General features: G+C 62.0%; 22 protein-coding genes. 13 read left to right on the top strand and 9 right to left on the bottom strand.

What is annotated here, in order from left to right; all coding sequences use genetic code 11:
* Positions 1 to 2: 2 nt before the first annotated feature.
* Both C8N35_RS20940 and sctV read right to left on the bottom strand, forming a co-directional pair.
* Positions 3 to 935, bottom strand: a complete 933-nt coding sequence (locus C8N35_RS20940) for a MotA/TolQ/ExbB proton channel family protein (RefSeq protein WP_107991684.1) — start codon at positions 933 to 935, stop codon at positions 3 to 5.
* 10 nt (positions 936 to 945) lie between these two features.
* Positions 946 to 3,096, bottom strand: a complete 2,151-nt coding sequence (sctV, locus tag C8N35_RS20935; RefSeq protein WP_210203631.1) for a type III secretion system export apparatus subunit SctV — start codon at positions 3,094 to 3,096, stop codon at positions 946 to 948.
* Between the two features lie 210 nt (positions 3,097 to 3,306).
* Here sctV and C8N35_RS20930 point away from each other — a divergent pair, with 210 nt between their 5' ends.
* The 13 genes from C8N35_RS20930 (at position 3,307) to sctU (ending at position 13,391) form a co-directional block, all read left to right on the top strand.
* A complete protein-coding gene (locus tag C8N35_RS20930; RefSeq protein ID WP_107991682.1) occupies positions 3,307 to 3,669 on the top strand; it encodes a tetratricopeptide repeat protein in 363 nt (120 codons plus the stop codon).
* A gap of 87 nt (positions 3,670 to 3,756) precedes the next feature.
* On the top strand, positions 3,757 to 4,401 hold the full coding sequence (locus tag C8N35_RS20925; protein ID WP_107991681.1) for an EscF/YscF/HrpA family type III secretion system needle major subunit: 645 nt from the start codon (positions 3,757 to 3,759) through the stop codon (positions 4,399 to 4,401).
* A gap of 19 nt (positions 4,402 to 4,420) precedes the next feature.
* A complete protein-coding gene (gene sctJ, locus C8N35_RS20920; protein WP_107991680.1) occupies positions 4,421 to 5,242 on the top strand; it encodes a type III secretion system inner membrane ring lipoprotein SctJ in 822 nt (273 codons plus the stop codon).
* Between the two features lie 12 nt (positions 5,243 to 5,254).
* The gene (locus C8N35_RS20915; protein ID WP_107991679.1) at positions 5,255 to 5,968 is read left to right on the top strand and encodes a hypothetical protein; all 714 of its coding nucleotides are present in this window, start codon (positions 5,255 to 5,257) and stop codon (positions 5,966 to 5,968) included.
* Entirely contained in the window at positions 5,965 to 6,639 is a 675-nt protein-coding gene (locus C8N35_RS20910) for a hypothetical protein (protein WP_107991678.1), read from the top strand. Before C8N35_RS20915 ends, C8N35_RS20910 begins: the two co-directional genes overlap by 4 nt.
* Positions 6,636 to 8,018, top strand: coding sequence for a type III secretion system ATPase SctN (gene sctN, locus C8N35_RS20905; RefSeq protein WP_281261784.1), 1,383 nt, complete (start codon positions 6,636 to 6,638; stop codon positions 8,016 to 8,018). Before C8N35_RS20910 ends, sctN begins: the two co-directional genes overlap by 4 nt.
* Entirely contained in the window at positions 8,015 to 8,494 is a 480-nt protein-coding gene (sctO, locus tag C8N35_RS20900; RefSeq protein ID WP_107991677.1) for a type III secretion system stalk subunit SctO, read from the top strand. Before sctN ends, sctO begins: the two co-directional genes overlap by 4 nt.
* Positions 8,491 to 9,291: a hypothetical protein gene (locus tag C8N35_RS20895; RefSeq protein ID WP_107991676.1), complete on the top strand. Its 801-nt coding sequence runs from the start codon at positions 8,491 to 8,493 to the stop codon at positions 9,289 to 9,291. The genes sctO and C8N35_RS20895 overlap by 4 nt, the downstream gene beginning before the upstream one ends.
* Positions 9,288 to 10,406 (top strand): FliM/FliN family flagellar motor switch protein, encoded by a 1,119-nt coding sequence (locus C8N35_RS20890; RefSeq protein WP_107991675.1) that lies wholly within the window; start codon positions 9,288 to 9,290, stop codon positions 10,404 to 10,406. Before C8N35_RS20895 ends, C8N35_RS20890 begins: the two co-directional genes overlap by 4 nt.
* Before the next feature lie 23 nt (positions 10,407 to 10,429).
* On the top strand, positions 10,430 to 11,068 hold the full coding sequence (gene sctR, locus C8N35_RS20885) for a type III secretion system export apparatus subunit SctR (protein WP_107991674.1): 639 nt from the start codon (positions 10,430 to 10,432) through the stop codon (positions 11,066 to 11,068).
* Positions 11,069 to 11,076: 8 nt separating this feature from the next.
* Positions 11,077 to 11,346 (top strand): type III secretion system export apparatus subunit SctS, encoded by a 270-nt coding sequence (sctS, locus tag C8N35_RS20880; protein WP_107991673.1) that lies wholly within the window; start codon positions 11,077 to 11,079, stop codon positions 11,344 to 11,346.
* Positions 11,347 to 11,355: 9 nt separating this feature from the next.
* Positions 11,356 to 12,207, top strand: coding sequence for a type III secretion system export apparatus subunit SctT (gene sctT, locus C8N35_RS20875; protein WP_107991672.1), 852 nt, complete (start codon positions 11,356 to 11,358; stop codon positions 12,205 to 12,207).
* Entirely contained in the window at positions 12,204 to 13,391 is a 1,188-nt protein-coding gene (sctU, locus tag C8N35_RS20870) for a type III secretion system export apparatus subunit SctU (protein ID WP_107991671.1), read from the top strand. The genes sctT and sctU overlap by 4 nt, the downstream gene beginning before the upstream one ends.
* Here the strand turns inward: sctU and C8N35_RS20865 are convergent.
* The 7 genes from C8N35_RS20865 to C8N35_RS20835 form a co-directional block, all read right to left on the bottom strand.
* Positions 13,347 to 13,937 (bottom strand): hypothetical protein, encoded by a 591-nt coding sequence (locus C8N35_RS20865; protein WP_146177444.1) that lies wholly within the window; start codon positions 13,935 to 13,937, stop codon positions 13,347 to 13,349. The two genes, sctU and C8N35_RS20865, sit on opposite strands and share 45 nt — an antisense overlap.
* 76 nt (positions 13,938 to 14,013) lie before the next feature.
* Entirely contained in the window at positions 14,014 to 15,228 is a 1,215-nt protein-coding gene (locus C8N35_RS20860) for a hypothetical protein (protein WP_146177443.1), read from the bottom strand.
* 227 nt (positions 15,229 to 15,455) lie between these two features.
* Positions 15,456 to 15,905, bottom strand: coding sequence for a hypothetical protein (locus tag C8N35_RS20855; RefSeq protein WP_107991668.1), 450 nt, complete (start codon positions 15,903 to 15,905; stop codon positions 15,456 to 15,458).
* A gap of 32 nt (positions 15,906 to 15,937) precedes the next feature.
* Entirely contained in the window at positions 15,938 to 16,525 is a 588-nt protein-coding gene (locus C8N35_RS20850; RefSeq protein ID WP_146177442.1) for a hypothetical protein, read from the bottom strand.
* Positions 16,526 to 16,549: 24 nt separating this feature from the next.
* The gene (locus tag C8N35_RS20845) at positions 16,550 to 17,017 is read right to left on the bottom strand and encodes a type III secretion system chaperone (RefSeq protein WP_107991666.1); all 468 of its coding nucleotides are present in this window, start codon (positions 17,015 to 17,017) and stop codon (positions 16,550 to 16,552) included.
* Between the two features lie 28 nt (positions 17,018 to 17,045).
* A complete protein-coding gene (locus tag C8N35_RS23955; RefSeq protein WP_170122202.1) occupies positions 17,046 to 17,525 on the bottom strand; it encodes a type III secretion system chaperone in 480 nt (159 codons plus the stop codon).
* Between the two features lie 28 nt (positions 17,526 to 17,553).
* A complete protein-coding gene (locus tag C8N35_RS20835; protein WP_170122201.1) occupies positions 17,554 to 20,601 on the bottom strand; it encodes a glutamate cyclase domain-containing protein in 3,048 nt (1,015 codons plus the stop codon).
* Between the last annotated feature and the right edge of the window lie 467 nt (positions 20,602 to 21,068).

Raw genomic sequence — 21,068 nt, 5'->3', positions numbered from 1 at the left:
GGTCAGTGTGCCTCGGGGTTTGCGACGCGGTTTGTGACGGGGGGAAAGTCGGCTTCCACCTTTTCGACATAGCCGAGCGCCAAGGTCGTGATGAGGCTGGCGACAAGTCCGAGCAGCGTCGTTTCAAAGGCGAGGGAAATGCCGCCGAGGCTCATGGTCAGCGCGGGGGCCAGATCCGCGGCTACGGTATGATCGCCGGAGAAGACGAGCGGCAATCCCGCGAGCGCTCTCATGATGCCGACAACGGTCCCCAGAAAGCCGAGCAGAGGCAGCGCAGCGATCAGCGTGCGGATGAATTTGCGTATCGCCCCGGTCAGGGGCACGCCCGTTCGCACGCGCATCAGGGCATCGACGATGTAGGAGGCGATGACAAAGAAGATGGCGACGATCAGATAACGGATCGGCGTCTCGCCCAGAAGCGCGCTTGCAAGCCAGTTCGCGCCGCGCGTGTCCCCCGCGATCGCGAACCGGGTCACAAGCGCGTAGGCCGCGAAGGTGAGCCCCGATCCGAACAGTACGTAGGGCGCGATTGATGCCGAGCTGTTGCGACCCACGGCATGGCGCGTCGCGATATCCTTCTTTGCCAGAACCAGGCCGGCGAACAGGCAGACAAGGGCCTGTGGCCACAGGCGCGTGGTCTCCACGGCATGGGCCAGTCCCATACCGCTGAAGGCGTGCGGCCAGATGACCGGATAGATGGAGCAGCCGGCGGCAACCAGCACCACGACGGGGCCGAGCCATTTTCTCCCGCCCCAACGGCCTCCCGTGCTGTTCAGCCAAAGTCCGCCAAGGACGAGCAGCAGACCGATGCCGGCCAACAATGCGAACCGGATCGTGGCCCCGCAGAGCGGGACGCCATGCACCAGCAGATGAATGCCGACGAAACCCGACAGGCAACAGACATATGCGTTGATTTGAGTGTCGAACCTGCTCATCCGCCCCGCCTCAGACCGTGGAAAGACGTTTCTGCTGGCCGGTATTGCCGAGCCTGATCCGTTCAAGCGGCTGGATATTCGCGTCCGCCGCAAGCTCCTGGAACGAAAGGACCGGAAGGTTCGGGAAGTCCCGCTCCACGATCTTTCGCATGAACCGGCGAATGTCCATCGGCGCCAGCATCACCGGCATGGATGTGTGCTGGGTCACCTCGCCCAATGCCTCCCTGATCGCCCCGATGAGCTGGCGATGAATGTCGGGCGAAAGCGCCAGGTAGGAGGCTCCGCTGGTCTGACGGACCGCCCCGCGAATTTCGTCCTCGACCTCCTTGGAGAGAAGGTAGGCGGGAATGACGTTCTGCCCGGCGGAGAACTTGTAGGTGATGTAGCGGCTGAGCGCGCCCCTCACATGCTCCGTCAGCATGATCGGGTCCTTCTCCTTCTGTCCCCATGCCACCAATGCCTGCAAAATGGTGCGCAGATCGCGGATCGAAATCTCTTCGCTGACCAGCCGCTTGAGAATGTCGGTTATGGTCGTGATCGGCAGGGCGCGCGTTGCCTCCCTGACCAGTTCGCCGAAATCCGCCTCCATCTTGTTCATCAGGTACATCGCTTCCTGAATCCCGATGAATTCGCCGGCGTGATCCTTCAGCACATGCGCGAGGTGATAGGTCAGCATGGAGGAGAGCGTCATGATCTGAATGCCCGCCCTTTGCACGATGGGCAGGTGTTTCATGGCGACCCAATGGCTCTTGGTATTGGGCAGGAAGTCGTCGCCGACCTCGTACGGTACCCCGAACATCTTCAGGTTATCCGCTGTTTCGCGGGCAATGAAATAGCCCGGTCGCGCGAGCCCTTCCGCAACAGGGATCTCATTGACCATGATGCGGTATTCGCCTTCTTTCAGATTGTCGTTCAGTCGCAGATTGATGCCGGGAAACGGCACTCCGAGATCGAAATAGAGCGCGCGGCGGACGCGTGCGACCTCGTTGTCGAGCTTTTCCGGCCGGATCGCGCCGCGAACCGCCGAGGCGATATCGACGATCAGCGGCACCGTCAGGGCGAAGGTGACGGCGTCCACTTTCTCGAAGTCGGCCGCCTCGTCATTGTCCGGAAAGGCGGGGGTATCGCCCTTCTTCGCGATTGCCGGGGCGAAATTCGGCATTTCGTGGGAACGGTTCGCTGTTGCCGCCTTTTTCCGGTTTCGCATGATGAAGAAGCCGCCGACGCCGCACAGCAAGGCAAGCGGAATGAAGACCCCGGGAGGAAAGCCCGGCACGGCGGCAAAGCCCAGCAAGACACCCGCGGCGATCATCAACGCTTTCGGTTCGTTGATGAGCTGGAAGGCGATGTCGCTGCCCAGATCATTGTTTTCATCGGACGACACGCGCGTCACGATGAAGCCCGCGGTGATGGAGATGAACAGCGCCGGGATCTGAGAGACCAGCCCGTCGCCGATGGTCAGGATCGAATACACATCGAGCGCTTCCGACGTTTCCATCCCGCGCTGGCTGGTGCCGATGATGACGCCGCCGATGATATTGACCGCGATGATGATCAGGCCGGCGATCGCATCGCCCTTGACGAACTTCATGGCGCCGTCCATGGCGCCGTAGAGCTGGCTTTCCTTTTCCAGCTTGGCGCGCCGGCGCTTGGCCTCGTCCATCTCGATCATGCCGGCACGCATGTCGGAATCGATCGACATCTGCTTGCCGGGCATGGCGTCCAGCGAGAAGCGCGCGGAAACCTCCGCGACACGCTCCGACCCTTTCGTGATCACCATGAAGTTCACGATCGTCAGGATCAGGAAGATCACCGACCCCACGACCAGATTGCCCGCCACGACGAAGTTGCCGAATGTCTCGACGATCTTGCCCGCATCCGCCTGCAGCAGGATGAGCCGTGTGGTGGTGATCGACAGCGCGAGCCGGAAGAGCGTGGTCAAAAGCAGGATGGACGGAAACGCGGAAAACTGGACGATGTCGGACAGATAAACGGCGACCATCAACAAAATCGCGGCAATGCACAGGTTCAGGCCGATCAACGCATCGACGAGAAATGTCGGAAGCGGCAGGATCATCATGAAGACGATGCAGATCAGCAAGAACGCGAGGATCACGTCATTGCGCTTCGACATGGCATGTAAGACGCGCGCTATCGTCATCGGCTGCTTCTTGCTCTGCGGGCTGCTTCCTTCATTGCTTCAGGGAACGTCGGATCGACAATCGGCGGTGTGCTAAATGGGACAGCCACCTTTTCAATTCGGAGTTAGGGCTCAAGACAGGCCGGCCATGAGAGGCCGCCCACGCCTTTAACCGCCCGCGTCCTGCGATGGATTCATCCGCGCAAGCCGGCAAGTCCGATATGAGATGGCATGGACGACATCCTTGACCGAGACCTGATCAGCCTGCTTGCGGATATCGGTTTCATCGCCGGGTCCAGAGGCATGAACGACCACGCCCGCGCCATCTTCAAGGCGATATGCGCGCTTCGTCCGGATCAGGAAGCCGGCTTTCTCGGCGAGAGCATGGTCGACATTCTCAGCGGCGATGCGCAAAGCGCCATCACAAAGCTGAACAGGGCGCCGACCACCGTCGCAACCAGAACCTTCCTGGGCATCGCGCTGATCCAGGGGGGAAACGTGCCGGATGGGCGCGAGACCCTCCAAACCGTTTGTCAGATCGCCCCGGAGACCCCGTTTTCCCGCATGGCCGAGGGTGTCCTCGCCAACATGTGAACCCGCCCGCCAAAGTGATGGAAACCCGCCATCCCGGTTGTCCCACGGCGAAACTGCAGCGCATCCGGAGTGAGGATCAGTATCGAGATGGTTGCAGCGACCACATTACTTGCAAACACGATGAGAAGCGCCACGCTGGCTCCGGAGCAGACGGGCGAAGCATTTCAAGGCCAGCTCGCCGGTCTTCCCCCCGCAGGTATCGCGAATGCCGGCACGGGGTCGTCGATTGCCCGCTTTGATGTCGCCATGCAACAGGCCGGCGCGGGTTCGGCGCAACCGGTCTCGCCCACGGGCGCATCCGCCGCGCCGACCACGTTCCCTTTCCCCCCGGCGGAAAGCGCCCCCTCGTCCGGCGCAGGGCCCGCCGTGGGCGAAACCTACGGCTCACAGGCAAATCCTGGCGGCCTGACGCCGACGTCCAGCCCCGCGCTTGACCGGCAACGGGCGTTGAGAGGGCTCGACCTTGATCGCTCACCGGTAACGGCACCGGGGGCCATCCAGTCAACGGATTCGCGCGGCGATTCCATTCTGGACGGACTTTCGCGTCTTCGCAGCGCGTTCGACGGGCAAACGAGCCGCCTCACGGACGCCTCCGGCAGCTGGATGACGCGAGAGGGCCAGCTCTTCGCCGTCCAGGTCGAAATCATCAAATATTCCCTTCTCATCGATGTCACATCAAAGCTTACCGGCAAGTCCACGCAGACTTTCGATACGCTGATGAAAGGACAGTAGAAACAGGTTCTTGTGCCTAATGCTGACCGTTAGAAAAACTGTCCTTTTCCGCTGCGTGTTCATTTTGGGCGTCTGCGTCCTTCTGGGCGCGTGCAAGCTGGATCTCTACAGCGGACTGACCGAACGGGATGCGAACGAGATGCTCGCCATCCTGCAGGCGAACGGCGTCAGCGCCGACAAGCAGTACAAGGCCAAGGAGGGGGTGACGCTGCTCGTGGAGGAAAGCGAGCTTCCGCGCGCCATCCAGATCCTCAACCAGAACGGTTATCCGCGCGAGGTGCGGGATTCCATCGGCAATGTCTTCAAGAAGAGCGGGATCATGTCGTCGCCGTTCGAGGAACGGGTCAGGTTCGTCTACGCGCTTGCGGAAGAGGTCTCCAGGACCTTGAGCGAGATCGACGGCGTGCTGACCGCCCGTGTCCATATCGTCCTGCCCGAGGACCCGGGCCTTGGCGAGAAGATCAAGCCCTCCTCCGCCGCGGTGTTCATCAAGCACCGCATCGGCGTCAATCTCGATTTCTTCGTGCCGCAGATCAGGCGCCTCGTCGCGAATTCAATCGAAGGGGTCGATTATGAAAGCGTGTCGGTGGTGATGGTCGAGGCGGAGCGGCCGCAGGTGCTCAACCAGCAGCCGCGCTCCGTCATTGCCGAACTTCTGCCCGGTCTGGGCGTGCGGGAGGGCGATCAGGGCTATTTCTGGCAACTCGCGGGCGGCCTGCTCGCCCTGATAGCCGTGTTGCTCCTTTCCAACCTCGCGACGGGCTACGGCTTCATGAGAGCCCGCAGCGCCAGACGGAAGATGGAAACCCGGCTGGTTCAGCAGACCCAGGCGGAAGAGTAGGTGCGGGGGAGGATGATGGAAAACTCCGCGCAGACCAGTCACAAGGCGCTTGGCGAGCTGGCCTTGGTGGCATCCCACATCACGCGCCCGCTCTCCCACTTTCATGAGGACCATCTGGGCCTCAATCCGCTGAACGCGGACACCTTGAAAAAGATCGCCTCGGTGCGGTCCTTCCAGGCGCCCCTGAACCTCGCCCTCGCCCGGCATCTGGGACTGACGGATCTCGCCATTGAACCGGGGCTGGCACGCGATCTTGCGGAAAGGCCGGATGCGAAACTGGTGATCGGTTTCTTGAAGCTCGATCCCGGCGCCCTGCTGGACATATCGAAATATTGCGCGGCGGCGCAGCTTTACCCGCAGATCCGGCGCTGCGTTCTCAAATCGAACCGGCAGAAGGCACAAGCGATCCTCGGTTCCGAGGCCTTTGTCATCGCGCTTCGCGAGGTTCCGGTCTTTTTCCCGCACCTGCCGTCGCGCAGCGCCAATGTGCGGCTGGATAGCGAATTGGAGAAAGCCCCCCAATCCGATGCGATGCCGCATGCTCTGGTCATGGAGGGTATGAAGACGCTGATGGCGTTCGCCAGGGCCACGAACCGGACACTGGCGACGCTGCTCGGTTTCCGCTTCCCGGAAGCCGTCCGCCGACAATTCCACACTGGCGAGACGATCAGCGAAGTTCAGATCGCGGAACTGAAGACATTGCTTGCGCACAGGGGGATCGCATGAGCGACCTTATCTACGATCTGCGCACGCTCGACCACGCCATATCCGCCGGCAATGGTGTCGTGAAAGCCCGGGACATGGCGCCGCTTGACGAGGCGCGCAACCTCGTTCTGGCCGCGCAAAGGCAGGCGGAGGAGATCCGCCGGGACGCCCGGGCCCAGTATGAGGCGGAAAAGGAGCGCGGCTATCGCGAGGGGCGACAGGCGGCGCAAGAAGAAGCGCTCTCGCGGCTTCTCGTGGAGCAGGCCTTTCTCGATACAAGGCTTGTGGACCTGGAAGCCGACTTCGCCGAACTGATCAAATCCTGCGTCCGCAAGGTCATTTCGACATTCGACGATATGACGCTCGCCGAGGCGGCGGCATCCAGCGCGCTGCGCAAGATGCGCCGCGAAGCGCAGATCCAGATCTATCTCCCGACAAGCCTCGTCGAGGCTTTCATCCCGGTCTCGAACCGCCTCGAAATGCTGTTTCCCGAGGTCAAGACCATCGACCTGATCGAGGATGCGGCGCTGACGGCGCCCAGCATCATCGTTGAATCGCGGATCGGGCGGATCGAATGCGAACTCGGTGACAAGATCGCCGAGATCGAAGCGATCATCGACGCCGCACGCGCCAATCTTTCCCCGTCTCCTTGCGGTGATACGGGCGGGCAGGATGTCGAGGACGCACCGTGACGAGGGCCCTGACGAAAGGCCAAACGGCGCGGATCGGCCCCGGCCTGTCCCTCCTCGACGCCCGCCTGAACCGGTTCGCACCAGCGCTTTCGCGGGCGATCGGGGATCATGACGCCTACCGGATGAGCGGGCGGGTGACCAAGGTCATCGGCACGATCATTCATGCGGTGATCTCGGACGTTCAGATCGGCGAGATCGTAGAGCTATATACCCGCAAGACCGGCCAGCGCCTGATGGCGGAGGTTGTGGGGTTCGCGGGCCAGGAAGCCCTTCTGTCGCCGATCGGCGAAACCCATGGCGTCGCCCCGCGCACCGAGGTCCATCCCACGGGGCGGGTCCAGCAGGTTCCGGTCGGAGACGGCCTGATGGGCCGTGTTCTGGATGGAATGGGCAACTTCATCGACGGCAAGACGGACGCGTTCACACCGCAGGCCTGTTACCCGGTCTATCAAAACCCGCCGGACCCGATGACCCGCAAGGTCATCGACACGCCGATTTCCATGGGTATCCGCGCGCTCGACGGCATTCTCACCACGGGCGAAGGCCAGCGGATGGGGATCTTCGCCGCCGCCGGCGGCGGCAAGTCCACGCTTTTGTCGATGCTGGTCAAGGGGGCGGATGTCGATGTCACCGTCATGGCGCTGATCGGCGAGCGCGGGCGCGAGGTGCGCGAATTCATCGAACATGACCTCGGCCCCGAAGGCATGGCCAAGGCCATTCTGGTGGTCGCCACCTCCGACAAGAGTTCCATGGAACGCGCCAAGGCGGCCTTTGTCGCCACGGCAATCGCCGAATATTTCCGCGATCAGGGCAAGCGGGTGCTGTTCTTGATGGATTCCGTCACCCGCTTTGCCCGTGCGCAGCGCGAAATCGGTCTCGCCGCGGGCGAACCGCCGACCCGACGCGGATTTCCGCCCTCCGTTTTCGCGAACCTTCCCAAGCTGATGGAGCGGGTCGGCATGAACGACAAGGGCTCGATCACCGCCATGTACACCGTACTGGTGGAAGGCGACGACATGAACGAACCCGTGGCCGACGAAACCCGATCCATTCTCGATGGCCACATCATCCTGTCGCGCAAGCTGGCGGCCTCCAACCACTACCCGGCCATCGACATTCTCGCCTCCAAGAGCCGTGTCATGACCGCGATCGTCACGCCCGAACACATGGCGCTGGCGGGCAAGCTGAACAACCTGCTGGCGACCTATGCCGACGTGGAACTGCTGGTGAAGATCGGCGAATACAAGCAGGGCAGCGACCCGGCCGCCGATCTGGCGATCGCCAGATATGGCGCGATCAACCAATTCCTGCGCCAGCGCACCGATGAGTTCGACACGTTCGACGACACGCTCGCCAAGCTGAAGACCGTTCTCAAATGATCGGCAAGTTCAAGATCCTGGCGCGGGTGAAGGCGACCCGGGAGGACGCGGCCCTGCGTGCCATGACCGCCAAGCGCGAGGAATTGCGCCGCGCGCATCTGGTCCAGGACCAGCGCAAGCAAGCGGTCGAGGAGAGCGAAGCGACGCTCGGCGAGCGCGAGACCGCGATCTATCAGCCGATCATGAGGAAGCCGGTCAAGCACCAGGCTATCGACGAGACCAAGGAAAAGGTCGTCCGCCTGCAAAAGACCCATCAGTGCCTCAAGGACGAACTGGAAATGGCGGTCCAGCAGTGCCTGCGCCTCGCAAGAGAAGAGGAAGATGCGCGTCTCGCGTATCAAGCAGCACAGAAGACCCGCGAAAAATACGACACGATGCTTGAGGACATGCGCGTGGAGCACGCCATGACCGCCGAGCGCAACGAAGAAGCCGAGATCGAGGATCTGTTCTGCAAGGCACAGTCCGTTCCCCTATGACAGATATCAACCGCGCCTCCCCGAACCACACGTCGCACAGGAATTCGCCCGGCGAAACCGGACGCGAAGGGCATGCGGATACGCGGTTTTCAAACGGCGGCTCGGGACGCGGCTCTACGGATGCGCGCGACACCCCCAGGGGCTCCGGCTCCGGGGCGGGCGAGAAACAGAAGCCGGGCGCCGACCTCGAGGATCGTCTGGCACGATTTGAAGAACGGCTGACGCGTGGCCAGGGCGAAGGCCACGGGGGCGACAAGGGAAGAGACTACGGTAAAGGACTGGGCGGGAAGGACGACGGGGATGCCTTCGTTCTGCTGGCAAGTCTGGAAGTTCCGCTTTCGGCCGGGAGCGCCCCTCGCGCGCTCCGACAGGGGCCCCCGCCGCAAGGAGACCTGAAGGCGCGCATCGAGACGATCCTCCAGACCATCACCCCCCGTCTGGATGCGGCACTGCGCCCCGGTCCTTGCGTTGCGCCGACGGCGATCACGCTGAACATCCCGGCAGACAACGGCGCCACCGCCTTGACGGGTTTCAACGTCACCATGGACGGCACGACGCTGACGGTCGCTCTTGTGTTCCGCGAGGGCGCAAATCCCGCTGATCCCGATAACCGGCTTCTGGCCGCGGCCGCCCAGCTCGCCCATGCGCTGCAGGCGCGATATCCCCGCCATGGGGTGAAAATCCTTAAAGGAATTAGGTCGACCAGCGGCGACGGTAGCGGGGCGGAAGCCCCCTCGCATTCGGATGCAGGGTTCGAACTGGCCTCGCTCTTGCGCCAAGCGGAGCGCGCGCGATGAATGCGCCGGCCTGGCAGGCGGAAACCCTGCGTCTCGAGCTTGAGGACGTTCCCGTGTGGAACGCGCTGATGAGCCATGCGGACCAGCCGGTGACGCTTTCGGAAAAGAACGTCACTTTCTCCTTCCGCCCCACGCACTCGGCACCGCGGGACGGATGGGTCCGCCAGATCGGCTTTGGCGGGAAGAGCCGCCTCTATCTGCAGGTGGAGCAGTTTCCCTTTGCCACGATCTGCGGCGTGGAACTGGACGTCGGAGACCTTGCGGAGATGCCACCCGACCTTTGCGAGGCGTTGCAGCAAGGCATGGCGTGGACGCTGGTGGGCGCCCTGCCCGGCTTTCTTGCCGAAAAGGCATCGCTCGACGGGTCCATTTTCGCAGACCGCTTGTCCACCGATGCAGGGGCCGCGGCCGCACACTGGTTTTCGTGCAGCCTGTCCGGTTTCGGCGATATGCCGATCCTGTTTTCCATTGGCGCCAGCCCCGATGACATTTGCTCGCTCTTGAGAAATGCGCCCCCCTCCGCACGGCAGGTTCACAGCCAGTTGCGGTCCCGGATCCGGACGCCGGTCCTGCGGCTGGCGGGCGAGGCCAGACTTGCCGCGCGCGACATCCGGGCGCTCGAAGCGGGAGATGTCGTCCTGTTCCGCGAGCTTGCGCGAGCGGAAAGCCGCGCGCTTCTGGCAAACGGACATGTCTACACGTTCGACAGGTCGCAGCAGGACTGGCAGTGCCTCTCCATCACCCCGTTCAGCGGAGACGAAACCATGGAAACCGATGCCGCAGCGGTTTGCGAAGCGCCCGAAACCGGAGTGGACCGGACGCCCGAAAACGGGCCGGAGGACGCGACCGATGTCGAACAGGCAGGGGAGCTGAAAGCGGCACCACCTGTGCTGATGGCCCCGGTCTCCTTCGCCCTCGGCTCCGCGCTTTTGGCGCTCAACGAGATCGAGACATGGCAGGTCGGCGCCACCGTGCCGCTGCCTGCGGAGATCAGCGCCGACAGCACACGGGTGACGCTTCGGGTCCACGATCAGGTCATCGCCGAAGGGGATCTCGTGCGCATCGCCGACAGGCTCGCCGCCCGCTTGACGCGCGTCTTTCTCAACGACTCCTAGGCAGCGAGGCTTCGAGGCAGCACATGGATCCACTCAATCTCATCATGGTGCTGGCTGGCGCCGCGCTGGTGCCGTTTCTGGCCGTCGTCGCCACGTCCTTCATCAAGATCGCGGTGGTGCTGCTGCTGGTGCGAAATGCCCTGGGCGTGCAGCAGATTCCGCCGAACATGGCGCTGAACGCGCTGGCCATCATCCTGTCCGGCTACATCATGGCGCCGGTTTTCATCCAGACCTACGACATCCTGAAAGAAGGGCATTTCGTCTACAACTCGCTGGACGGGCTGCAGCAGACCTACAACGCCGCCAAGGGGCCGCTGCTGGGCTTTCTGGACCATCATGCCGATGAACGCGAACGCCAGTTCTTCCTGCAGGCGACCGCCGCGCTCTGGCCGCCGGAGCTGGCGGCGCGCGTCGATGCCGACAACATCGCGGTCATGCTGCCCGCCTTCACCGTCAGCCAGCTGCGCGAAGCCTTCGAAATCGGCTTCCTGCTCTATCTGCCGTTCATCGCGATCGACCTGATCGTGTCGAACATCCTGCTGGCCATGGGCATGATGATGGTCTCGCCGCTGACCATCTCCCTGCCTTTCAAGCTGTTTCTCTTCGTGATGGTCGACGGCTGGTCGCGGCTCATTCTCGGTCTGGTCAAAACCTATGTGTAGGAGTGCCGATGTCTCCGTCTGACATTGTCCATGTCATCACAGAGTCCATGATGCTGGTCCTGCTGTTGTCGATGCCGCCAATCATTGTGGCCTCCGTCGTCGGCATCGCCGTGAGCCTGCTTCAGGCCCTCACCCAGATTCAGGAGCAGACCCTTTCCTTCGCGGTCAAGCTCATCGCCGTCGCCATCACCATCGCGGCCACCGCCGGGTTTCTGGGAAGCGAAATGCTCACCTTCACGATGACGCTTTTCGACAATTTCCCGGACATGATCCGTTAGGGGCGCGCGATGGATGTCCTTCTTCCGCTCTTTCGCAATTTCGAGGACCTCATCCTCGCGCTTCTGATCTCCCTGCCAAGGCTTTATGCCTTCATCGCCTCCGCGCAGATCCTCAGTCCCTCGGCGGTGCCGAAGCTGGCGCGTAATGCCGCGATCCTCAGCCTCGCCCTTCCCATCATTCCGGCCAATCTCGCCCATGTCTCCGAGATCAGCCAGGATCTGCCGACCTTCGCCCTGTTCTTCGCGAAGGAATATGTGGTCGGCTTTGTCTTCGGCTACATGATCGGCTGGCTGTTCTGGACAGTGACCTCGGTCGGCGATCTCATCGACAACCAGCGCGGCGCGGCGATCGCCTCGAGCATCGACCCCCTTCAGGGCCACCAGACATCGCCGCTGGGCAACCTCTTCTCGCAGGCCTTCGTCACCTATTTCTTTTCGATCGGCGGCATGCTCGTCATCGTCGGCGTCGTCTACCGAAGCTTTCTCCTGTGGCCGGTGACCAGGACCATTCCGCTGATCTCGGACGACTTTCCCGTTCTCGTCCTTCAGGTCCTCGACCTCGGCGTGCGCACCATGTTCATCATGGCGGCGCCGGTGGTGGCGATCATGTTCCTGTCGGAATTCGCGCTCGCGCTGGTCAGCCGCTTCGCGCCGCAGATCCAGGTCTTCATCCTGGCCATGCCGATCAAGAGCGCCATCGCGCTCCTCATCCTGATCTTCTACATGGCCATGATGCTGCCTTACGCCGCCGGCCAGCAGAGCTATTTCACACTCTGGACGGACCGGCTCTACGAGATCCTGGCAATCGGCGAAAAGGCATCATCGACGCCCGGTCGAACGGGCGAGGCGGGGCAACCATGAGCGGCCAGTCCTTCGGCGAAAAGACGGAACAGCCAACCCCGAAGAAAGTCCGTGACGCGCGGCAGAAGGGGCAGGTCGCGCGCAGTCAGGAGGTGGTGACCACGGCGACGCTCGCCGGCGTCATCGTCTACATCTGGATGAACTCGCAGTCGATCTTCGACAGGCTCGTCGGGCTTATCGACCAGATCACGGCGCTTCACGGTCAGGACTTTCGCACCAGCGCCGCGCAGGGGATCGCGGCCGCCTTCCACGACAGCGTGCTGATCGTCCTGCCGATCCTCGGGGTCGTGATCGTCTCAGCCATCTTCTCGAACTATCTTCAGTTCGGCAGCATCTTCGCCTTCGAGAACATCATGCCCAAGCTGGAAAAAGTGAACCCGGCGCAAGGCGTGAAGAAGATCTTCTCGATGAAGCAGGTCGTGGAGACACTCAAGTCGATCTTCAAGATCGTGGTTCTCTCGGTGCTGCTGTTCCATGTCATCCGCGACTCCATTTCCCCCTATCTGAACTCATTGAGCTGCGGCATGCCCTGCCTCGTTCAGGTCACCGGTTCGATCCTGAAGGAAACGCTGCTCTTCACCGGCCTTGCCTTTGTCGTCGTTGCGGGCCTCGACTTCATGTATCAGCGCCATACCCACACCAAGAGCCTGATGATGACGAAGGACGAAGTGAAACGGGAATACAAGGAAAGCGAGGGCGACCCGACGGTCAAAGGTCAGCGCAAACAGCTGGCCCAGGAGCTGATCATGGGAGACGGGGTGGAACGCGCCAGGAAATCCACCGCCATGGTGGTCAATCCGACCCATTTCGCGATCGCCATCGACTACCGTCCCGGCATCACGCCGCTGCCGACGGTCGTTGCCAAGGGCCGCAACCTCCATGCCCACCGGCTGCGCGCGGAAGCCGAGCAGGCCGGAGTGCCTGTCTTCCGGCACCCACCGCTTGCCCGAGCGCTCTACGCCGACACCGATATCGACGCCTATATCCCGGATGAGTGGTTCGGTGTGGTCGCCGAGATCCTGACATGGGTGGAGGCCAACAAGGAGCAGCTCTACAAGGATCCCTTGCAACGCGGCGCCCTCGACATGGAGGCAGGCGACCACCACGTCGCGGCCGCGAAGCCCGGCACAGATGGCGCGTCACCTTTTGCCGACGTCTTCACGTCCGCCCCCTTCAGGTCCTGAGGCCGGGTGGCGGAACCGTTGTCGCTGCCGTGCAGCGGAGCGTTCCGGCAGCCTGTAGGTCCGGCAAGGTCCATCGGTTGCGACAAGGTCGTAGCCGATCAGATCGAACCAGCGCGGCGCGGTTGCGCGCCGCGAATAGGAATGGGAAATCAGCGGAATTCCGCCACTTCTATCCTGCAAGGCGCGGAAGTGCCTGCCAAGAAACCGCACGGATGGGATGTCGGGTCGGAAGAACCTCTCCTTGGCCAGAAAACCCGTCTCGATCGCGCCGTCAATGATCGACCAACCGAAGACGGCGAGCACCTCTCCCTCATGCCGGATCGTGTCGGCCTGTCTGATGGAAGCCAGACAAGAGAACATCTGGTGCGCCTGCGCAATGTCGGAACCGGCCAGCTCAACCTCGCGGGCGGATTCCGGATCGAGACGAGCAAAGACCTCATCGATTTCCCAATCGGTTGCCGGAGTTGCGTCCATCACAGAGTACCTTTGATAATTGGGGTTGCCTCGACGCGCCCCAAGCGTTCGCACCGCAACGATCCGCGCCACCTGGCGCAAGCGTTCAGGAACCGAGCGTCAGGCTCACGGCGGAGATATCGAAGGGAAACGAGCCGTCTCCTGCCCGTCAGACCGACTCCGAGGGAACGCCATTGGCGTTCGGCTGGTCGTCCCCTGCGTTAAGATTCTGAATTGCCGACGCGATTTGATCGCCCGCGAAGGCTCCCCCATGAATTCCGCCGAACCATGACGCGAGAAACGTCGTCATTCCGAGCGCACCGCTTGCCCAGCCACTCATCTCGAGCCCCCCCCATAGCGGCGCGGTCATGTTTCCGACGACGGCTCCCACAACCTTGCCGAAGTAATCGTGGCCGGCATTCTCTCCACTCTCTAACATCCTGCTGACCGCCGTTTTGGCAATCTCCTTGGCGTCGATATCCGAGAGTTCCGGCGCTTGCCCCTGATCAAAGTCGTCGCTGAAAGCCGTCTGCCTCAATACATCGGTAACGACACCCTGAATCAGCCCGCCCAGCGACGATGCAATCGTTTTTGAAACCGCTTCGGCTACGTGGCCGGCTTGCGGATCAACGAACCCGCCACGCAAGGCATAGGTTGCGACAAAGGCACCCGTGACCGGTGCGTCGATCGTTGCCAGTTCATCGCGGAGTTGATTGTCCGTCGGGGTGTAAGTGGTCATCGACAACGCCGAATTCATGACGCTCGAAACCGTCTTGGAAACGGTCGTATGGATTACTCCGATGAAAACGCCGCCAACGATACCGGCAATAGGGCCTGCCATGGCCTCACCGACGGCAGGGGCAAGCGCGGCCTTGAGCCCTTCTTCCACCCACGGCTTGATGCCGAAGGTCAGGGCCGTTGACACCATCTGCACGAGCCCGGCTTTCAACGATTGTCCAACGTTGAGGGAGCAACTGCAACAACCGCCGGGCCCTTGATCCTCCTGCGAGGTTGAGACATCCGTGATGGATTCAAGTGCGTTCAGGTTGTCGGACGACTGGACACCTGAGAATGTCGGGAGGCCGGAATTGGAGACAAGGGTTTCGCTTACTTCGTCATCCGGATCGATGATGAGGACTTCCGACGAAGAGGAAACCGCGCTGTTGTCGTGACTTGACCCTTGAACAGCGCCCGACGAGGTTTCTCCGCTGCGGGAGGGCGAACCGCTGTTGCTCAGACTGTTGGCCTGATCGAAGCCGAAATCCTCCGATTGGTCATCCGCCTCGCTGAGAGCATCGAGGAAATCATCGCTTTCAAGTGACCGGCTGTGGCTCGCGTGTACGGAGCCCATCCCCTGCCCGCCCAGGTTTATGGACGACGACATCGCACTCGCCAGACGCCCTGAGCCGCTCTTGACCCCGCTGGAGCTGCCCGGCCCGGCATTCAGGTCGATGCTGGCGCTACTGCTGTTGAGCCGGGAAGATCCCTGAATATGGCTCCCCTGAAGCGAAGAGGCAGAACTGCTATTTGTAAGTCCCGTCAGGCACACAACCGTGTCCTCCCGTAACACATGCGGAAAATGTCATTTGACGACGCTCAGGCGGGTGCCGCTCAGGCGAAGACCAGTTGATCTGTCGTCCTGCCGGGGTCGGATGCCGCCAGTTCCTTCAGGTACCAGCGCGCGCAATTCGTCGCCCGGACCGCGAAATCCTCCATGTGATCGCGCAAACCATCCGCATCGAAACGGCTGACGGTCAGTTCCTGCTCGACGTAGAGCGACTGGCTGCGTTCATCCACATGCAGGCAATAACCGCCGGCGAACAGGTGGTAGGCGTTGAACTCCGCGATGGCCGTGTCGCGCACCTGGGTGTCGTCGTTCTCGTTGTAGAAGACCATCGTCGACACAAGCATGGTCCCTTCGCGGCCAAGCCGGAGCTGGACGATCCGGCCACGCGCCTCCAGCATGTAGTCGTCCGCATCCTCGATCTGCGAGGGGGTTTTCCCCCGGCCGACCAGGTAATCCGTAACGAGGCTCCGAAACGCGTCATGCGATGTGCTCATCCGGTGTCCTTTCCGCTCAAGGCCTGTCGGGATCAGACCTGCATCAGGGGCCCGTCGCCCTGCTGCAGGGCTCGGCTTTCGTCATGGTGCATATCTTCCAGGACCGCATCGAGCAGTGCGCGGGCCGGGCTCAAACCATCGAGCACACGACGCGCGGCCCCGACGGCCTCGGCCGGCGGCATCTCCCGCACGTCGAAGCTCTTGCCGAGAACGAGGGCGTTGCCTTTCAGGAAGAAGCCCATGGTCAGGCCGCTATCAACCTGAAGGGTGGCGTTGTAGCGGCGTGCGGCGGCGGCTCCACCGGCGATTTCCGAGGGCTGCAACTTGCGCATATCGGCCCAGCAGACGGTCCGCCCGTTCTCCGTATCCTGCGTCAATCGGAGGATCTCTCCCTCCATGCGCAACACGAGGTCGTCTCCCTCCGCGACCACCGCGTCGACGTGCGGATCGGCTGCGAGAGCGGCAAAAAGCGTTTCGTTCAGATAACGGCCCATCGGCAAACACCTTCCCCCGGCGCGCCCATGGTCGCGCCGCCATCCGATTTCCCGGATTGGTCCAAATTTGAAAAATCGGCTTCGAGCGGCCACCAAAGACGGTTGTGGCCGGACAGGCTGCGCCATGAGCCCGTCCGGCATCAGGCCAGTCTAAAGCCCGATATAGCTGCCGGGCTCGCCGGAGGGCGCGGGCGCGCGGGCGCCGGGCGCCGGTTCCTCGCTTGTGCGGATATACCAGGTGCCGACATTGGCGGCCCGCTCGGCGAAGTCGATCAGCTGATCGCGGATGGCGCGCGGATCGAGCGCCTCCAGTTGGTGCGCCCGGCACAGATAGAGCCGATCCGTCTCCCGGTCGTGCAGCAGCGAGAAGCCGCCATCGAACAGGTAGCGGACATTGAAGCCGCAGACCAGATCCGCCCGCACAGGCACATCCGCCGGCGCCATGTAGACCATCGCCGCGAAGGTCACGAGATCGCCGCCCGCGCTGGTCTTCAGCTCGATCCAGCGGTCCGCGACCTGGAACATGTAGCTGTCGCCGGTCACGGGCCCGACCGGCAGACCCAGCGCCTCGCAGCATTTGGTGACATAGTCGGCGAACCGGGTGTTTTCGCTGGACATGATGTTGCTTCCTCCTGGTTCGCAGCGATCAGTTGTGGATGATGACGGCATCGCCGTCGGAGGCGCCGGAACCGGAGGAATGGCCGCCCGCCCCGTTGCCCGCCTCGGCCGCGGCCCTGGCCAGCATGGCATCGGCGATCTCGGCCTGCTGCGCCACCTCGCCGACCAGATCGAGACCGGTCTGCGTGCCCAGCGCGTCCTGCTCGATGCTGCGGCCCAGCACGATCAGGTCGGCGTTGCGGTTGACGCCAACCGCCAGCCCCCTGGCCAGAAGCTCATGGCTGGTATAGGCCATCGCCGCCTGTTCGAGCGCTTCAAAACCGGCATGTTCCGGCCGCGCCAGCTCGCTCCACACCACCACCCGGTTGGCGTTCGGGTCCAGATTGACGTGGACCACCCGCTCGCCAACCCCGACAAAGGCGCCATCGTCGTTGTAACCGGCCGACCCGGCCCCGAACCGGGCCTCACAGCGGGAAGAGAAATCGACAAGTACTTGCGGTAGGGACATCGCGTGTCTCCCTGTTCAATTGGCTGTCTCAGTTCACCGGAGCGAAGATGTTCCGGAACCGGAGGAAAGTGTCATTGTGCGAGGTGTCGTTCGGGCTGCCCGATTTGCCATCGGGTGTCTGGTAATCCGGGCCGATGCCAAGCGGGACCTTGCCTTGGGTGGCCTCCCACCTCTCGCCGGCCTCTTGGCGCGTTCCCATCCGACGACCATCGACCGTGTTCAGGTTTTCCTTGTTCACACCATCGATCGACATGCCGTTTTCGGCGAGATAGGCGATCGTGTCGTTATAGGCGTCAATCGTCGCATCGAGCGCCACGCCAACATCGTCATCGTCCCCGGCCAGCGCTGCCAAAAGCGACATGGACACCGCCATGCCGCCATTGTTGGAGACGGTGCTCAGCAGCATGACATCGGTGGCCAGATCCTTCTTCGCGCCGATCACCGAGCCGCCCTTCACGAAGGGCAGCATTTCGTGATCGCGGCCTTCCGACGTCATGAACTGGATACCGCCGGTGCCCAGCTCGTTTCCGCCATCACCGATGCCGATCGTAAATGGCGCGAAACCGATATCTTCGCTGCCGAGCAAGGGGCTGAGGTCGGGGTTGAAGGGCGCCACATCGACGGCGACCATGCTGTAGGAACCGCCATCGAGTTCGGTCACGCTCGGCCGCTCGATGGAGATCATCGTGTTGACATTCATGCCCTTGAGTGTTTCGGCGGTGGCCAGGACGGCTTCCCTGTTCGCCGCCTTGCGTTGCGAAATCATCGTTTCGCGGGCATCCGGATCGTCAAGCGGCAGCGCCTCCGGCGGGATCTGGGGGTAGTCCACCTGCGGGATCTCGACCTTCACCAGGTCGTGCACTTTCACATATTGGGGTTCGAGCAGCGAATGCGGCCCCAATCCGTTTTCATCTTCGGCGAAATCGTTCTTCCTCAGTTCCAGAAACAGCTTTCCTTCAGAGGTCAGCTCTGCCAGTCCCGCTCCCAGCAAGGACGAGTACAACGAAGCCTGAGCCGAACGGTCGGTCACGAAGACGACCGGTGTTTCCTGATCCACCAGGGTCTTGCCCATGAGCACGGCACCCGGGGGGCCGTCATTCTCACCGGCAACGCGTGTGCGATCTTCATTTCTGACGACCGAGAAGCCGGTCATGATGCCGACGGGCTCGCGTTCCGTCGGGTCCGCGATGTCGCGATTTCGGATGACGACGTCCATCAGCTGCGCCGTGGCCGCCTTGAGTTGCGCTCCTTGATCATTGAGCGGCGCGATCTTGTCGATGCCCCGGCTTTCGCCAAGGGTCATCACCGTGCCGAGCCTGTCCAGCTTTGCCGACATATCCGCCGCGTCCAGCTCCTCATGGTGCGTTCTTGCGCCTTCGCTCAGTCTTTCGGGGTTCGGCTGGATGCGCTGATCTCTGCGTTCATTTCCAACGAAGGTGAAACGCGGAGCTTCGGGGTTGAAATCAGGACTTTCGGGATTGCGCCCGAACGCGGGATTGATCGCCAGATTCTGACTCTCGTAGAATCTTTTTATGTCCTGCTCTCCGGTGACCATCATCTGATGGAGCAACTCGAAAGCTTCCTGATAGCTCCCGCCTTGCGTGCTCGCATTGCTTATCCTGGCGTCTTTCGCGACATTCGCGCCGCCATTGTCATTCTGATGGAATACCTTCACCGACCCGAGAGAGCGGACCACGTTGGAGCTGTCGCCATCCATCGTCTGTTCCAGCACATCCGCGAGAACATTGGCTGACGTGAACCCATTCGCGATCGATGGGCGGATCTTTTCATCCGCCCCGCCATAATTCATGCTGCCGACGGTCAGGGCCAGTTCGAGTGGCTCCTGATTTCCATCGACAGGCACCTCAAGATCGTCGTGCACCAGATCACGGACAATCGTCGCCTGATCGATGAACTGGCTTGCGTCCTCGCCGTAGCTCGCTACCAGCGCATCCTTCATGGCCGGGTAATGCGTGCAACAGAGCATCGACAGATCCGGCTTGACGCCCTGCCCACCCTCATCATCGACGCGGCGGCCATTGTCACCGAGCATCGCTGCAAGGATACCGGCCGCTTTCGCCGGATCAGTCCCTTCACGCGGAGTGTTCGAACGCAACTGCGCGATCGAATTACCCAACGCCGCCTCGCTGTTCTCGTTGGAGACCCGAACCAGGTCAGCGCCTTCCGCCGCGACGGTGCCGCCCTCGACCGCCTTCACCCACGGCTGATTGCCCCGGCCTTCCACGACGATCGTCCGCTCCTCGCCGTTCAGCCTGAGCGAGATGACGTGGTGGGTGATGGTATCTCCCGTGTCGCCGACCCCCGGATTCCTGGTTGACCCGAGAATCTCGACGTCAGAAACCTCGCCTCCCATACGTTCAAGCGCGTCACGTATCTTGGTGGGGTAGGCTTGCGAACCGGCCGTGCCGTTGGTGGAATCGATGCGAACCAGCAACGGATCTGCATCCGGCGATTTCTCCTTGAGAAGACCCACCGCTTCGAGCGCACCCTTTTCGGCGGTCTTGGAAACGATCTCGTGGACATGGCCGGTGAAATAGGCCTGGAAATCCTCGACCCCGAGACCGCCGGTCTTCTCCGCGACAACCTTGGCAAGGTCCTCCAGTCCTTTTTTGACCAGCTGGGGAAGAGCCTTTCCGCTCTCGCGGTCTCCGACGCCCTCGAAATCACTCGCCGCGGCCTGCGCGCAGAACTTGGCCATCAGATCGACGGCGCCTTCCTTGCGCACGGAGGCGGAGTTGCAGGCGATGATGACGTTTTCCGCGACCTTGCCGTCCAGCTCGCCGTTGGAATTTGCCAGGGGCATGATCATCGGCCACAGCGCCATGACCGCGGTATAGGCTTCCGCGACCGCCGGTTGCTTGTCGCCGATCGGAAGGCAGAAATAGGAACCGAGCTGGCGAACCTCACCGCCAAGCAGGGCCGCCGTCATACCGCCGCCCATGCCGCTGTCCAGAAGCGCGAATTTCAGCTTGTCCTGGCTTTGCCGGACCTGCGATTCGTCGACGGCCCGGCTCTGGGAGGCCTCAGAACGCGATACATTATATGCAGCATTCATGCTCTGCTTCGAGCCTATTTCCACAAAGCACATATCGCCATCTCCCAGTATCCCTGCATTTCCGAATGTTTTATCAAACGCATCTATGTTTTCCTGTTTTTCCTGACATAGATAACCAGAAGACAGGACTATAATAACGCACACCAAAACAGCCGGAATGGCACAAAACTACTTGGATAATGATCATCGGAAACAATCTCCGACCAGGTCATCGCGCCCCACCCGGGAACTTGAAAGACACAAGGGCTGGGCCATCGCTCCGGAGCCTCCCGGAAGACAGGTCCGCCTCCGGCGCCTTCACCGTTTCGTTTCGCCGTGTATCGAGGTATGCCTGACGCCGCTTTCAGTCTTCACGTCAGGATGAGTTGTTCATCCCGTCGTGAGACAGCATTCATCGGCGCGGGATCCGCGGCTATGCTGTTTGGGACAGTTTTTGAATTTTTGCGATGTGGACAGTGATTTCTGGA

Origin of the sequence: Breoghania corrubedonensis, from assembly GCF_003053845.1 — a bacterium.
Lineage (GTDB): Bacteria > Pseudomonadota > Alphaproteobacteria > Rhizobiales > Stappiaceae > Breoghania > Breoghania corrubedonensis.
The sequence above is the reverse complement of the archived record's forward strand: the minus strand, read 5'-3'. Positions and strand labels throughout refer to the sequence as shown.